Origin of the sequence: Streptomyces sp. NPDC053541 (assembly GCF_044544705.1) — a bacterium.
In the GTDB taxonomy this organism is placed as follows: Bacteria; Actinomycetota; Actinomycetes; order Streptomycetales; family Streptomycetaceae; genus Streptomyces.
Genome location: NZ_JBITXM010000014.1, coordinates 58571 through 72715, shown reverse-complemented (window position 1 = coordinate 72715; position 14145 = coordinate 58571). Strand labels below are relative to the sequence as shown.

Genomic DNA, 14145 nt, shown 5'->3' with positions numbered 1-14145 from the left:
GCGGGCGCCGCGTCCCGCGGCACCCGCCCCGTCACGCGGCGCTCGCGCCCTCCTGCTCTCCCGCCCCGGCACGGATCGTGCAGTGCAGTGCGTCGCCCTGGACGTCGGCGACGATCGTGTCGCCCGGGTTGGCCTCGCCGGACAGCAGGAGGGAGGCGATGCGGTTGTCGAGCTCGGTCTGGATGGTGCGGCGCAGCGGGCGGGCGCCGAACTCGGGCTGGTAGCCGTGGGCCACCAGGAGCTTCTTCGCCGCCTCCGTGACCTCCAGCTTCAGGCCCTGGGCGTGGACGCGGTGCTCGCTGCGGTCGAGGAGGTGCTCCACGATCCGGGTGAGGTCCTGCTCGGTGAGGCTGTGGAAGACGATGATGTCGTCGATCCGGTTGAGGAACTCGGGCAGGAACCGGCCCCGCAGGTCCTCCATCAGCTCGTCCTTCAGCTCGGCCGCGTCGCCCTGGTGGGCGAGGATGCGGTGGGCGCCGATGTTGGACGTCATGATGACGACGCAGTGCCGGAAGTCGACCGTGCGGCCCTGCCCGTCCGTCAGGCGCCCGTCGTCCAGGATCTGCAGCAGGGTGTTGAAGACGTCGGGGTGCGCCTTCTCGACCTCGTCGAAGAGGACCACGCTGTACGGGTTGCGGCGCACCTTCTCGGTGAGCTGGCCGGCCTCCTCGTAGCCCACGTATCCGGGAGGCGCGCCGACCAGCCGGGCGACGGTGTGCTTCTCCTGGAACTCGCTCATGTCGAAGCGGATCATGCGGTTCTCGTCGCCGAAGAGGAGCTCCGCGAGGGTCTTGGCCAGCTCGGTCTTGCCGACGCCGGTGGGGCCGAGGAAGAGGAAGGAGCCGACCGGGCGGTTCGGGTCGCCCATGCCGGCGCGGTTGCGCCGGACCGCCTCGGAGACGGCGGTGACGGCCTCGTCCTGGCCGACGATCCGGGCGTGCATCTCCTCCTCCAGCTTCAGCAGCCGCTCCTTCTCGCTGGTGGTGAGCTGGGCGACCGGGATGCCGGTGCGGCGGGCGACGATGTCGGCGATGTCGGAGGCGGTGACGGAGACGACGCCCTCGCGGCGCTCCTCGATGCCGGCGAGCTCGCCCTCGACCTCGGCGATCTGCTTCTTCAGCTCGGAGGCCCGCTCGAACTCCTCGCCCGCGACGGCCTCGTCCTTCTCCCGGCGCAGCTTGGCGAGCCGGTCCTCGCGGCTGATCACCTCGGTGGAGCGGCCGGCGCTGCGCAGCCGGACCCGGGCGCCCGCCTGGTCCATCAGGTCGATGGCCTTGTCGGGCAGGAAGCGGTCGCTGATGTAGCGGTCGGACAGCTCGGCGGCCGCCGCGAGGGCGCCGTCGGCGAAGCGGACCTGGTGGTGGGCCTCGTAGGCGTCGCGCAGCCCTTCGAGGATCTGGATGGTCTCCTCGACCGTCGGCTCGGGGATCAGGACCGGCTGGAAGCGGCGCTCCAGGGCCGCGTCCTTCTCGACGTGCTTGCGGTACTCGTCGATGGTGGTCGCGCCGACCACGTGCAGCTCGCCGCGGGCCAGGGCCGGCTTGAGCATGTTGCCCGCGTCCATCGAGCCCTCGCCGGTGGCGCCCGCGCCGACCACGGTGTGCAGCTCGTCGATGAAGAGGATGATCTCGCCCTCGGCCTGCTGCACGTCCTCGATGACCTTCTTCAGGCGTTCCTCGAACTGCCCGCGGTACTGCGCGCCGGCCACCATCCCGGAGAGGTCGAGGGAGACGACCCGCTTGTCCTTGAGGGTGTCCGGCACCTCGCCCGCCACGATCCGCTGGGCCAGGCCCTCGACGATCGCGGTCTTGCCGACGCCCGGCTCGCCGATCAGCACGGGGTTGTTCTTCGAGCGGCGGGAGAGGATCTCGACCGTCTGCTCGATCTCGTCGGCCCGTCCGACCACCGGGTCCAGCTTCCCGGCCCGCGCCTCCTCGGTGAGGTCCCGGCCGTACTCGTCCAGGGTGGTGGCCGGCTGCTTCGGCGCCGCCGCCGGCGCGCTCTCCGGCCGGGCGGCCTGCTCGGCGAGCCCGCGCAGCTTCTGCACGTCCAGGTCCTCGGCCCGCAGGAAGCGGGTCGCGCCGGAGTCCGGGTCGCGCAGCAGCGCGCCGAGGATGTGCTCGGGACCGATGTACGAGACGCCCGCCGCCTGCGCGTAGGCGTGCGCGGCGGCGAGGGTGCGCTTGGCGGCCGGGGTGAGCCCCGGCTCGGAGGACGGCTCGCCGGACTCGCGGGGCAGCACCCCGGCGATCTGCTCGCCGAGCTTGTCGGGGTTCACCCCGGCCTCGGTCAGGATCCGGCGGGAGGGCTCCACCTGCGTGGCCGCCCACAGCAGGTGCTCGGTGTCGAGGTCGTCGGTGCCGTCCTCGACGGCCCGCCGCGCCGCCCGGTTGAGCAGCTCGCGGGACGACTCGGTGAGGAGGCGGCCGATCGGCACGCGCTGGACGGCCGGGGGAGAGGAGGCCGGCGACATTCCGAAGAAACGATTCAGCAGGTCGCTGAACGGATCGGAGGAACCGAAGGGATCGGACGAGCCGAAGGGGGAACCGAACGCCATCGACATCTGCTGCTCCTGACGGGTGGGGAGGTCTCTCCCACCACGCGCCCGCCCGGGGCGGGGGTCGTGCCGGGGTGGGGGTCACCCCCCACTCAAACCCGGCTCCGGGGGCCCCGCAAGCGGACCCCGCACGGGCGCGGGCGGGGAGCGGGGCCCGTCGGCCCCGGTCGCCCCGTACGCGCGGACCGGCCTCCGGCCCCGGTTGCCCCGTACGCGTGGACCCGGGTGCGGGGGCGTGGGGGCGTGGATACGCTGACCGCGGTCCGTCCGCCCGGAAAGGGCGGGAATGTTCTGGTACGGGGCGCCCGCGGGGCGCACCGCGCGCCCAGGTCCAGGGAGTCGTGTGAGCACACCGCAGCCCGTCCTCGCCCCTCCGGCGAAGGCCGCCGTCTTCCTGGTGGCCACCGTGAACCCAGGCGGCGAGGCCGCGGTGCGCGACGCCCTCGAAGGGTTCGCCGGACTCGTCCGCTCCGTGTCCTTCCGGGCGCCCGAGGACTTCCTCACCGGCGTCGTCGGGATCGGCGCCACGGTCTGGCCCCGGCTCTTCGACGCGCCCCGGCCCGCCGGACTGCACCCCTTCCGGGAGCTGCGCGGACCGCGCCACCACGCCCCCGCCACCCCCGGCGACCTGCTCCTTCACGTGCGCGCGGCGCGCATGGACCTGTGCTTCGAGCTGACCCGGCTCGTCGTGGCGAGCCTCGGCGACGCCGTCACCGTCGTCGACGAGACGCACGGCTTCCGCTACTTCGACGAGCGCGACCTGCTCGGCTTCGTCGACGGCAGCGAGAACCCGCGCGACCGGGCCGCTGCCGAGGCGGTCCACGTGGGCGACGAGGACCCCGCGTACGAGGGCGGCAGCTACGTCGTCGTGCAGAAGTACACGCACGACATGGACGCCTGGGAGGCGTTGCCCGCCGAGGAGCAGGAGCGGGTCATCGGCCGCACCAAGTACGCCAACGTCGAGCTGCCCGACGACGTCAAGCCCGCCGACTCGCACGTCGCGCTCAACACCCTCGTCGACCCGGACGGCACCGAGCGGCAGATCGTGCGCGACAACATGCCCTTCGGCAGCGTCGGACGCGGCGAGTTCGGCACGTACTTCATCGGCTACGCCCGCACCCCCGAGGTGACCGAGCGGATGCTCGACCGGATGTTCCTCGGCGATCCGCCCGGCACCACCGACCGCATCCTCGACTTCTCCACCGCCGTGACGGGCTGTCTCTTCTTCGTCCCGAGCGCCGACTTCCTCGACGACCTCCCCGACCCGCCACCGGCCGCCACGGCCACCGCCACGGCCACGGTCGCCGAACCCGCCACCGCCCCGGCACCGGCCGAGACCCCGGCACCGGCCGAGACCCCCGCGCCCGTACCGGCCGGCAGCCTCGGCATCGGCAGCCTGAAAGGAGCCTGACCGCCATGACGACTCCCGGCGATCCCGCAGCCGTCACGAACCTGCACCGCGAACTCGCCCCGGTCACCGCCGCGGCCTGGGCGCAGATCGAGGAGGAGGCCCGGCGCACCTTCCGCCGCCATGTCGCGGGCCGCCGCGTGGTCGACGTGCCCGACGCGGGCGGGCCCGGGCTCGCCGCCGTCGGCACCGGTCACCTCGCCCGCATCGACGCGCCCGCCCGCGGTGTCACCGCCCGGCTGCGCGAGGCGAAGCCGCTGGTCGAGCTGCGCGTGCCGTTCACCGTCAGCCGGGCGGCCGTGGACGACGTCGAGCGCGGCGCGAACGACTCCGACTGGCAGCCCGTCAAGGACGCCGCCCGCGCCATGGCCTTCGCCGAGGACCGGGCGGTCTTCGACGGCTACCCGGCGGCCGGCATCGACGGCCTGCGCGAGCGCAGCTCCAACCCGGTGCTCGGGTTGCCCGCCGAGCCCCGCGACTACCCGGACGCCGTCAGCCGCGCCCTCACCGCGCTCCGGCTCGCCGGGGTCGACGGGCCCTACGCGCTGCTGCTCGGCGCCGACGAGTACCGGGCCGTCAGCGAGACCTCCGACCACGGCTACCCGATCGCGGCCCACCTCGCCCGGATGCTGGACGGCCCGCCGATCTGGGCACCCGCCGTCACCGGCGCCTTCGTGCTCTCGCTGCGCGGCGGCGACTTCGCGCTGCGCCTCGGCCAGGACCTGGCCATCGGCTACGCCGCGCACGACGCCGAGAGCATCGAGCTGTACTTCCAGGAGACCCTGACCTTCCTCGCCTACACCGACGAGGCCGTCGTCGTCCTGGAGCACTGAGGCCCGGCCGTGCGTCGATGGATCCCCCAGGCGGCCCTGGTCCGGCTCGGCTGCGCGCTCGCGCTCGGGCTGGTGCTCGGCGTGGCCGTCGGCCTGCTCGCCGGGCCCGCCCTCGGCATCCTCGGCGCCATCGCCGCCGCCGAGACGGCGTTCGTGCTGGCGGGCTGGACCGTCCTGGTGCCGATGGACGCCGAGGAGACCCGGCGCAACGCCCGTCGCGAGGAACTCGACCCGCTGGTCGAGGAGCTCGTGGGCACCTCGGCGGCCACCAGCGCCCTGGTCGCGATCGTGCTGATGCTGGTGGTCGGCGACACCGACACCCGGGCGGCGGCCGCGGTCGCGCTCGCCGGCGTCTTCATGGCCTGGGCCAACCTGCACCTGATGTACGCCACGCGCTACGCCGACCTCTACTACCGCGAGCCCGTCGGCGGGATCGACTTCAACACCCGGGAACGCCCGCGCTACACCGACTTCCTCTACTTCAGCTACAACCTCGGCATGACCTACCAGGTGTCCGACACCGCCGTCGCCGACTCCCGGCTGCGGGTGGTCATCCTGCGCCACTGCCTGCTCTCGTACGTCTTCGGCACCAGCGTCCTCGCCACCACCATCAACCTGGTCACCCAGGCCTTCACCGGCTGAGCCGGGGCGCGGGCCCGGGTGACCGCCGAGGGGGCTCAGGTGCCGATCGAGACCACGACGGCGTGCATCGGACCGCCGGGCGTGCGGTACGTGACGGTCTCCCCGGCCCGCCGGCCGAGCAGGGCCGCGCCGAGCGGGCTGTCCGAGGTGACCAGGGCCGGGTCGTCGGCGTCCGCCAGCTCCCCGACGTGCACGGTCGACTCGCCGCCGTCCTCGAAGCGCACGGTGACGGTGGAGCCCACCCCCACCACGTCGGTGGACGGCGCCCCGGCCGTGCCGGCGCCGCGCAGCCGCTCCTCGATCCGCGCGATGCGCTCGTCGAGCCGGACGACCTCGTCGGCGCGCTGCAACTCGTCCGCCTCGTCGGCCCGGTCGCCGACCGCGTCGTCCTCGCCCTTCAGGGTCGCCGCCGCCGCGGCGCGCTCGGCGCGCAGGTCGGCCAGTTCCTGCCGGAGCACCCGCAGGGCGTCGGCGCTGATCGGCTGGGGACCGTCGGTCATGGCTGCTCCCGTCGGGAGGGGGTGCGGGGTCGTCTCCATTACCGCACCGCCCGACACGCCCGGCAATCCGGCAACCGGCGTTCCGGCGATCCGGCGGTGCGTCCGCCCCACCCCGGCGGCCCGCACCCCGGCGACCGGCACCCCGGCGGCCCGCCGTCACCCCCGGGAGGCCGTCGCCTCCTCCCGCGCCTCTTCCGCGGCGTCCTCCGCACCCTCCGCGCCCTGCGCGCCTTCCCCGCCGTCCTCCGGCTGGATGCCGGCGAGCAGGTTGAAGGCCCCGGTCAGCAGGTTGAGCGTGACCACCCCGACCACCTCCGCGATGATCCGGTCGCTCCAGCCGTGCGCCCGCAGCTCCGCGACGTCCTCGTCGGCCAGCGAGCCCGGCTCCGCGAGGACCCGCAGGGCGACGGCGATCAGGGCCGCCTCGCGGGCGTCGGTCGAGGTGCCCTGGCGGGCCAGCTCGATGTCGGCGTCCGTGAGGCCGGCCGCACGCCCGGCCGCGACGTGCGCCTCGCGGCAGGTGCCGCAGCCGATCCACTCCTGCACGGCGAGGGAGATCTTCTCGCTCAGCGGCCGGGGGATCTTCACCCGCTTCATCGCCCGGGACAGGCTGAGGTAGCCCTCCAGGACGGCCGGCGAGTGCGCCATCGTGGACACCATCTCGCCGGCCGAGCCGTGCCGTTCGACGATGTCGGCGAGCAGCTCGCGCGCCCTGCCGGTCGCCTGCTCGGGCCGCAGCGCGGTCAGTCGTCGCACCTTGCCTCCTCGTTCGTGTCCGCCCGGGTGCGTCGCTCCGTACCCGGGCGGCTTCCGTATACCCGTGGGGGGTATAACGCGCGCGGGGGTACGGGAGTTCCCGGCGACGGCGTTCTACGATCGAGGGGTGATCAAAGGCGTCATGTTCGACTTCTCCGGCACCCTGCTGTGCGTCGAGTCCGTCGCGCACTGGCTGGACGCCGCCCTCACGAAGACCGGGGACCGGCTGTCCGGCGACGAGTTCGCGCACACTGTGGAGCGGCTCACCCGGCACGGCGCGATGCCCGGTGGACCCGGCCCGGAGCGGCTGCCGGACCGGCTGAAGGGGCTCTGGCGGGAGCGCGACCTGGACGCCGAGCGGCACCGCGCCGCCTACACGGCCCTGATCCGCGAGGCCGGCGTCGCCGACCCCGACCTGGTCGACGCCCTCTACGACCGGCACCGGACCCCCGAGGCCTGGCACCCCTACCCCGACACCGCCCGCACGCTGGGCGAACTCAGCCGCGCCGGCGTGTCCGTCGCCGTGGTCAGCAACATCGGCTGGGACCTGCGCCCGGTCTTCCGCGCCCACGGGCTCGACGCCTGGATCGACGTCTACGCCCTCTCCTTCGAGGTCGGCGTCCAGAAGCCGGACCCCGGGATCTTCCGCTTCGCCTGCGAGGGCCTCGGGCTCGCCCCGGCCGAGACCCTGATGGTCGGCGACGACCGGCGGGCCGACGGCGGCGCCGAGGCGCTCGGGGCCCGGGTGCACTTCGTCGACCACCTCCCGGTCGAGCGGCGCCCGCACGGTCTGCTCCCCGTCTTCGGCCTGCTCGGCGGCGCCTCCTGACGACCCCGCCGCGCCGAGGGTCCGGCCGGCGGATCAGGGGCGGACGGACCCGAGCCCGCCTCCCCCGGCCGGTCACACCCAGTTGACCTCCGCCTTCGCCAGCAGCGGATCGTCCTCCAGCTCCCACAGCGGCACCGCCACGTTGCCCGTCCGGTAGCGGCCGCCGTAGTGCAGCCCGAGGACGCGGTGGTCGGTGAGGTCGAAGACCGGCGAGCCGCTGTTGCCGCCCAGCGTCGAGCAGTCGTGGCCCATCACCAGTCCGCCCGGGGTGAACTCGGTCGCCGTCCCCGGCTGGAGCCGCTTCACGTTGTAGACGTCCATGAAGATCCGCCGCATCGACTCCGGCTCGTTGCGCCGCCCGTCCCAGGCCGGGTAGCCGATCACGTACACCGGCCGGCCCGGCACGCTCGCCGGCGCGTCCGCCGCCACCGCGAGCGGCGTCGGCAGCGGCTCCCCGTCCGGCGGGGCGATCCGCAGCAGTGCCAGGTCCACCTCCGGGTGGATGCCGATCACCCCGGTGATCTCGTACGGCAGCGGTCCCGCGGCCGGCACCGGACCGGGCGCCTGCGGCGCGGGCAGCTCCTCGCCCGGGTCGACCCGGGCCGTCATGCCCTGCTGGAAGCTCCAGCCCGCGCCCTCGGCCCGGCTGAACTCGACGGCCACGTGGCGGTTGGTCATCACCGCCTCGGGCCCGACGACGAAGGCCGTGCCGATCCAGTCCAGGCTCGGATGCCCGGTCACCTCCACCCGCCCCACCCGGGCGATCGACTCGCGGATCGCGGCCCGGGAGGCGTCCAGCACCGCCCAGTCGCCCTGCTGCGCCGCGAAGTCCTGCCCCTGCACCAGGATCGCCGGCCGGCCCTCCAGGAGGACGATCGCCTCCACCCCGAAGTACTCGTCCTCGTCGATCTCGTCCGCCCGGTCCGCGGCCAGCTTCTCCAGACCGGCCACCCCCGCCTCCAGGACCCGGGCCCGCTCCTCCTGCGCGAAGCGCCCGACCTCGGCCGCCGGGGCCACCCCCGGCGGCAGCTCCAGCGCGGACTCCGGCACCTCCAGCTCGGCCTCGAGCCGGGCGCGCACCCGGGCCGCGACCGCGCCGAGATCGCCGAAGACCTGCTCGGGACCGGTCGCCACCGGCGATCCGCTGTGCGAGCCGCTGCGTGATCCGTGCACCATCGCCCGTCGCCTCCGCCTCACTCCTCGTCGGGCAGCGCGGCCTGCGCCGCCATGATCTCCGCGTACAACTCCGGCCGGTGCTCCCGCAGATGGGCCAGGATCCGGCTCAGATGGGTGCCGACGTTCACCACCGCCGTGCTGCGGCCCTGGTACTCGACGCCGGTGACCCGGCGGGCCCCGCGGTGCAGCGCCACGACCGTCCAGCGGTCGGTGAACACCGGCGAGCCCGACGAACCGCCCTGGGTGTCGGTGAAGTAGGCGAGGCTGTCCTCGTTCACCTGGTAGACCAGGTTGTTGCGCAGCGCGACCCGCTTCGGCAGCCCCTTCGGGTGCTGGATGATGTTGACCGCCTGCGCGTCGCCCGCCCGGTTCGCGAAGGGCTCCGTCGCCACCCGCAGCACCTGCCGCTCCGGCTGGGCCTCCGTCAGGCGCAGCACCGCGTAGTCCAGTTCGGGGTCCCAGGCGACCAGGGCGGCGGCCGTCGCCTCCTCCGTCTCGGCCTGGTCGGCGCCGTAGTCGAAGCGCGAGCGGGAGTTGCGCACCTGGAGCTGGAGGTCCTCCTCGGCGGCCCGCGCCCGGCCGCCGCCGATGCCGTTGCGGGCGTTCACCACGTGGTGGTTGGTGACCAGCAGCCCCGGCGCGATCAGCCAGCCCGTGCCCACGTGCGGGTACGCGGGGTGCAGCGGCCGGCCCCCTTCGTACGGCGGGACCGTGAGCCGGGCGACCGCGCCGCCCGCGAGGAAGCCCTCGTGCAGGAACTCGAAGGGCACCATGTCGTCCCGGACCACGATCTCCTCCAGCGAGTCCACCGACAGGAACTCCGCCGGGAGTTCGGGCTCGCCCGCCGCGTCCCGCACCACGTGGTCCAGGGCCCGCTGGAAGACCGCGACCGCCGCCGGGTCGGCCGCGAGCCGGATCGCGTTGCGCAGCCACAGTTCCAGCGGCACCTCGCCCTCCATCAGGCGCTCCACCCGGTTCATCGTCCGCAGATCGGACTGCAGTTGCCGGAAGGGCGTCGGCTGCGGCAGCAGCGCCATCCAGAAGTGCTCCTTGACGCCTGCGAACAGGCGCCCGCGCAGCGCCCGGTCGGCGAGCCCCGCCTCCATCGCCGCGTTCTCCACCCCGAGCAGCTGGTCCCCGTCCAGATACGGCTCCCGGCGCCACGCCGCCTCCGCCTGGTCCGGCGGCGGGGTGATCCCCACCAGCTCCGTGCCGCCCGGCACCGGCCCGTAAGCCGCGCCGCCGGCCCGGCCGCCCAGGCCCGAGCCCGCGTCCACGGCCTCGGCCACCCCGAGCAGCAGGTCACCGCTGCGGTCGCTCAGCGTCAGCGCCCGCCAGGCCAGACTGTCCAGCGTGCCGTGCCGGCGGGCCTCGCGCAGCGCCTCCTCGACCCGGTCCGGCGGCATCGGCGCCCCCGGCCCGTCCCACCCGCTCCCCGGTCCCGCCCCCGGCCCCGGCGCCGGGGCCGCGCCGGCGCCCGTCGCGGCCGAATTCAGGATCCGGGCCAGCGGCTCGCGCAGCCGCGGCTCGTCCCGCATCGCCGCCCCGAACCAGCGGGCGAGCGCCGCCACCACCGCCTCGTCGTCCTCCGGCAGTCCCACCAGCCGCAGCGTGCGGGCAAGCGCCGGCGGATCCACCCGGCAGGCCGACACCGCAGCCGCCCGGGCCAGGGCCGGCTGCCGCGCCAGGTCCTCGTCGGGCAGCCCGCGCAGCCGCCGGGCCAGCCGGGCGTCGGTGTCGCCCGGGTCCGCGTCCGCGGCCGCCGCCAGCCGCGAGCGGGCCACCAGGACCCCGATCGACTCGTAGGGGAGCCCCAGCCCCGCCGCCACGCCCTCGGCCTCCTGGAGGTCGCGGTCCGCGTCGGCGAAGTCGCCCGCGTCCTGCGCCAGCCGGGCCGACAGCTGGAGCAGTTCGAGCCGGGTCTCCGCGCAGCCCGCCTCCGCGGCCCGGTCGACCGCCCGCTCCGCCGTCTCGCGGGCGTCCGCCACCCGCCCCGACCGGGCCAGGGTCTCCACGAGCAGCGCGTGCAGCCGGCTGCACGGCGTCCACGGCTGCCGCTCGGCGAGCCGCCGGGCCGCGGCCTCCACGTAGCCCTGGGTCAGCAGGTCCTCGACCTCGCGCGCCGCGATCCGCTCCCAGTCCTCCTGCTCGGCCCCGGCCATCACCTGGTCCGGCACGTGCCCGCCGATCCGGCCCAGCAGGAAGGCCGCGGACCGCGGCGCCATGTCCCGGTCCGCGCCCACCAGGTACGTCTCCACCCCGGAGCGCCAACGCTCCCGCACCGTACGGGGGTTCTCGCCCAGCCGTAGCCGGTGGTAGATCTCCTCGGCCCGGTCGCGCACGGTGTCGCGGGCCGCGTAGTACGCCACCGCCCGGGCGTCCACCGCCCGCATCAGATCCGTACGGGCGCCGTCGGAGAGCCGCAGCATGATGGAGCGCAGATCCGGGCGGTGCCGGATCGCCAGCGGCCCGGCCGACTCCATCAGGTCGAGGCGCGAGGTCAGCAGCCCGAAGAACCGGCCCGCCTCCGCCGTGGACGCCACCTTGACCCCGGCCGGCCCCGCCAGCACCTCCCGCACCAGCTCCGGCGTGATCACCCGCAGCGCCAGGCCCGCCTGCACCAGGGCCCGCACCTCCGGATCGGCGACGTGCTTGAGCAGCCGGTCGTAGAGCGTGCCCTGGATCAGCATCCGGTCCACGCCCGTGTGCAGCCGCCGGCGCGCGGTCAGCCCGTGGAGCAGCTCGCCCAGCGACCCGGTGTCCGCGCCCAGGGACAGCGCGGTGCGCGCCGCCAGCCGCAGGCTCAGCGGATGTCCGCCGACCTGCGCGTACAGACTGCGCGCCACCGCCTCGTCGTCGACCCCCGCCGACCCCAGCAGATCGACCGAGGCCTGCTCGTCCAGCTCCGCCAGCTCCATGGTGCGCGGCGCGACGACCCGTGCCGGGTGGTCGATCGGCGCCCGCCCCGCCACCAGGAACCGCAGCCGCGGGTAGGCCGCCCGCAGCGCCGTCCACACCGCCCACATCCGGGAGATGAGCGGCGAACCGCGGTACTGCGCCTCCTCGAAGGAGTCGAGGACGACGACGAACGGCGGGTCCATCGTCCCCGCCGGCACCGCGACCGCCTTCGCGACCAGCGAGGCCAGCTCGCGCGCCAGGTCCTGTTCGAGGGCGCTGGCCCGGGCGTGGAAGCCGGCCGAGTAGTCGCGCCCGTAGGTGGCGCGGGTCGCGGAGAGCCGCGACAGCTCGTCCAGCCGCCCGCGCTCGCCGCGCTGCGCCCCCGCGGTCCGCCCGCAGCGCTCGGCGAGCGACTCGAAGGCCTCCCGCTGCTCCGGGTACTGCACGCCCAACTGCCGGGCGGCTTCGGCGATGACGGTGGCCGGTTCGTGGATGGACAGCGTCGGGCGCTCGAAGTCGATGCAGGCGAAGGGGAATCCGTCCGGCGCGGCCTCCTCGAGGGCGTCCAGGAGGAACCGGGCCAGCAGGGTGCTCTTGCCGATGCCGCCGATGCCGTGCAGCAGCACCGGCGGCTCGGCCGGCTCGGTGGGCAGCGCCACATAGGCGCGCAGCGCGTCCAGTTCACGGCGGCGGCCGTGGACCGCGTCGCGGACGAGCAGCCTGAGCGGCTGGAGCAGCCGGGCCCGTTCGAGCCGCCGCTGGACGTCCTCGACGGCGGGCAGCAGCCCGGCCGTGCCCGGCACCTCGCCCAGCCACAGCACCGCCTGCAGGAGGTCCGTCAGCCGCTCCACCTCCCCCTCCGCCTCCGGCGGCACGGCCGTCTCGGCCACGGCCTGGGCGACGGTCCGCGAGCGGTCGGGTGCGGCGTCCACCGGGCCGGGCGGGTCCGGGGCCGCGCCCCCGTCCGGCGCCGCTTCCGGGGGGACGCCCGACAGGAGCGCGAGCGCCGCCCGGGACACGCCCGGACCGGGCGGGAGGGCGTCCGCGTTCGCGGCCAGGGCCCTCCGGGCCGCCTCCGGGCCGGCGAGGCCGCGCAGGGCCTCGGCCCGTACCTCCGGACGCAGCGTCCAGCGGACCGAGCGCTGCGGCGCCGCCGAGGCCGTGCAGTCGTCGACGAGTTCCAGCACCGCACGCCCGCCGGGCTCCCGCTCGCCCGGCAGCCGCAGCTCCGCCGGGTCGAAGGACTCCAGCAGACAGGCCGCCTCGCGGTAGGCGCGCCGCAGTCCGGGCAGCGCGGTCACGACCGCGGCGGCGGGGGAGCGGAGCCCGGACCGCAGCCGGGCGAGGTAGTCCTCGCCGGGCCCGAGCGCCTGCCGGATCCGCACCGCCTCCTCGGCCGCCGTGCACACCCGGCGCATCCGGCTGTCCCCGGAACCGGCCGTCTCCGCCGCGCGCAGCACCTCCTGCGCGGCCTCCTCCACCAGTCCGGGCGGCACCGGACCGTCCCGCTCCCCGGCGGCCTCGGCGAGGAACCGCCGGAAGAAGTCCCGCAGGTCCTCCGGGCCGGCCGGGACCGCCGTGTCCCGGCACTCGTTGTTCCTGATGTCGTACGGCAGCGGGTGCAGCGCCGTCGCGTAGCCGAGCAGCACCAGCCGCGGCACGGTCTCCCGGCGCACCGGGGTGTGCTCGTAGATCGCCAGCGCGAGCTTGCCGACGCAGTCGAAGACGTCCGAGTTCGGGTCGAGCGCGTCGCACTCGTCGAGCACCAGCCAGAAGCGGTCCTCGGCGGCCGTCGCACGGCTCACGATCCGGTGCACGGCGTCGTCGATCGAGGGCAGCGGATCGTTGAGGTGCGTCGGGTTCAGCGGGACCCCGTCCGCCTCCGGGCCCGCCACGAACTCCCACAGCCGCGCCACCAGCCGCTCCGCCGTCGAGGTCCGGGACAGGGTGACCCGCACCGGGCGGAAGCCGCGGTGCTGCCCCAGGTGCCGGATCAGCCGGTAGGTGTACGAGCGCCCGCTGTCCGGCTCGCCGTCCACCACCAGGACCGTCTGCTCCGGGTCCGCCACGAAGCGGCGCAGCGTCGCGCGCAGCTCCGCCCGGCCGAGGAAGACCTCGGTGCCGTGCCGCAGCACCACCGCCTCGAAGGGGTCGGCGGCCGAGTGCCGGGCCCGCTCGTCCTCCCGGAGCCGGCCGAGCAGCGCCCGCACCTCCATGCCCCGGCCCTCCGCGTCGGCCGCGTCCAGCCGGTCCAGGGCGTCCAGCCGGGCCAGCGCGTCGAGCAGCTGTCGCTGGTGGGCCACGTCCCGGCGGGCGGCACCGACGATCAGGCGGGCGTTGACGTCCCGGTCCGGGGTGAGCGGCAGGCCCGCCACGAAGTCGGCGGTCAGGGGGGTGCCGAGGAGCCTGGTCCGGGGATCCGGATCGTCGAGGAGGTGGTCCCGCACCCAGCGGGTGACGAGGCCCCACTCCGTCTCGGTGAGCGGCATGAGACACCTGCCCGGGCGTCCCCGCGCCGTTGAGGACGCCTGCTCGCTGCTGTCATC

Annotated in this window: 9 protein-coding genes; 4 read left to right on the top strand and 5 right to left on the bottom strand. The window is 75.2% G+C overall.

Annotated elements, in window-relative coordinates:
• Positions 1 to 31 precede the first annotated feature (31 nt).
• Positions 32 to 2563 carry an ATP-dependent Clp protease ATP-binding subunit gene (locus ACIGW2_RS32585; RefSeq protein WP_391652415.1) on the bottom strand — a complete coding sequence of 844 codons (2532 nt, stop codon included), beginning with the start codon at positions 2561 to 2563 and terminating at the stop codon, positions 32 to 34.
• A 337-nt stretch (positions 2564 to 2900) separates the two neighbouring features.
• Between ACIGW2_RS32585 and ACIGW2_RS32580 the strand changes: the two genes are divergently transcribed.
• The 3 genes from ACIGW2_RS32580 to ACIGW2_RS32570 are packed head-to-tail and all read left to right on the top strand — an operon-like array spanning position 2901 to position 5440.
• Positions 2901 to 3968: a Dyp-type peroxidase gene (locus tag ACIGW2_RS32580; protein WP_391652414.1), complete on the top strand. Its 1068-nt coding sequence runs from the start codon at positions 2901 to 2903 to the stop codon at positions 3966 to 3968.
• 5 nt (positions 3969 to 3973) lie between these two features.
• Positions 3974 to 4798 (top strand): family 1 encapsulin nanocompartment shell protein, encoded by an 825-nt coding sequence (locus ACIGW2_RS32575; protein WP_391652413.1) that lies wholly within the window; start codon positions 3974 to 3976, stop codon positions 4796 to 4798.
• 9 nt (positions 4799 to 4807) lie between these two features.
• Positions 4808 to 5440 carry a DUF1345 domain-containing protein gene (locus ACIGW2_RS32570; protein WP_399847654.1) on the top strand — a complete coding sequence of 211 codons (633 nt, stop codon included), beginning with the start codon at positions 4808 to 4810 and terminating at the stop codon, positions 5438 to 5440.
• Positions 5441 to 5475: 35 nt separating this feature from the next.
• Here the strand turns inward: ACIGW2_RS32570 and ACIGW2_RS32565 are convergent, their stop codons facing one another.
• Together ACIGW2_RS32565 and ACIGW2_RS32560 are read right to left on the bottom strand one after the other, a co-directional pair.
• Entirely contained in the window at positions 5476 to 5940 is a 465-nt protein-coding gene (locus tag ACIGW2_RS32565) for a GreA/GreB family elongation factor (RefSeq protein WP_391652411.1), read from the bottom strand.
• Positions 5941 to 6096: 156 nt separating this feature from the next.
• A complete protein-coding gene (locus ACIGW2_RS32560; protein ID WP_391652410.1) occupies positions 6097 to 6696 on the bottom strand; it encodes a carboxymuconolactone decarboxylase family protein in 600 nt (199 codons plus the stop codon).
• Between the two features lie 142 nt (positions 6697 to 6838).
• Here ACIGW2_RS32560 and ACIGW2_RS32555 point away from each other — a divergent pair, with 142 nt between their 5' ends.
• Positions 6839 to 7525 carry an HAD family hydrolase gene (locus tag ACIGW2_RS32555; protein ID WP_391652479.1) on the top strand — a complete coding sequence of 229 codons (687 nt, stop codon included), beginning with the start codon at positions 6839 to 6841 and terminating at the stop codon, positions 7523 to 7525.
• A gap of 72 nt (positions 7526 to 7597) precedes the next feature.
• Here ACIGW2_RS32555 and ACIGW2_RS32550 read toward each other — a convergent pair whose 3' ends face one another.
• Together ACIGW2_RS32550 and ACIGW2_RS32545 are read right to left on the bottom strand one after the other, a co-directional pair.
• Positions 7598 to 8701: a trypsin-like serine peptidase gene (locus ACIGW2_RS32550; RefSeq protein WP_391652409.1), complete on the bottom strand. Its 1104-nt coding sequence runs from the start codon at positions 8699 to 8701 to the stop codon at positions 7598 to 7600.
• Between the two features lie 17 nt (positions 8702 to 8718).
• Entirely contained in the window at positions 8719 to 14088 is a 5370-nt protein-coding gene (locus ACIGW2_RS32545; protein WP_399847651.1) for a trypsin-like peptidase domain-containing protein, read from the bottom strand.
• Positions 14089 to 14145: the final 57 nt, after the last annotated feature.

What these genes read in the sequence shown, in the direction of transcription:
- ACIGW2_RS32585 (WP_391652415.1), bottom strand. Translation starts at nt 2,563, where the DNA reads ATGTCGATGGCGTTCGGTTCCCCCTTCGGCTCGTCCGATCCCTTCGGT.
- ACIGW2_RS32575 (WP_391652413.1), top strand. Translation starts at nt 3,974, where the DNA reads ATGACGACTCCCGGCGATCCCGCAGCCGTCACGAACCTGCACCGCGAA.
- ACIGW2_RS32565 (WP_391652411.1), bottom strand. Translation starts at nt 5,940, where the DNA reads ATGACCGACGGTCCCCAGCCGATCAGCGCCGACGCCCTGCGGGTGCTC.
- ACIGW2_RS32555 (WP_391652479.1), top strand. Translation starts at nt 6,839, where the DNA reads ATGTTCGACTTCTCCGGCACCCTGCTGTGCGTCGAGTCCGTCGCGCAC.
- ACIGW2_RS32550 (WP_391652409.1), bottom strand. Translation starts at nt 8,701, where the DNA reads ATGGTGCACGGATCACGCAGCGGCTCGCACAGCGGATCGCCGGTGGCG.
- ACIGW2_RS32545 (WP_399847651.1), bottom strand. Translation starts at nt 14,088, where the DNA reads ATGCCGCTCACCGAGACGGAGTGGGGCCTCGTCACCCGCTGGGTGCGG.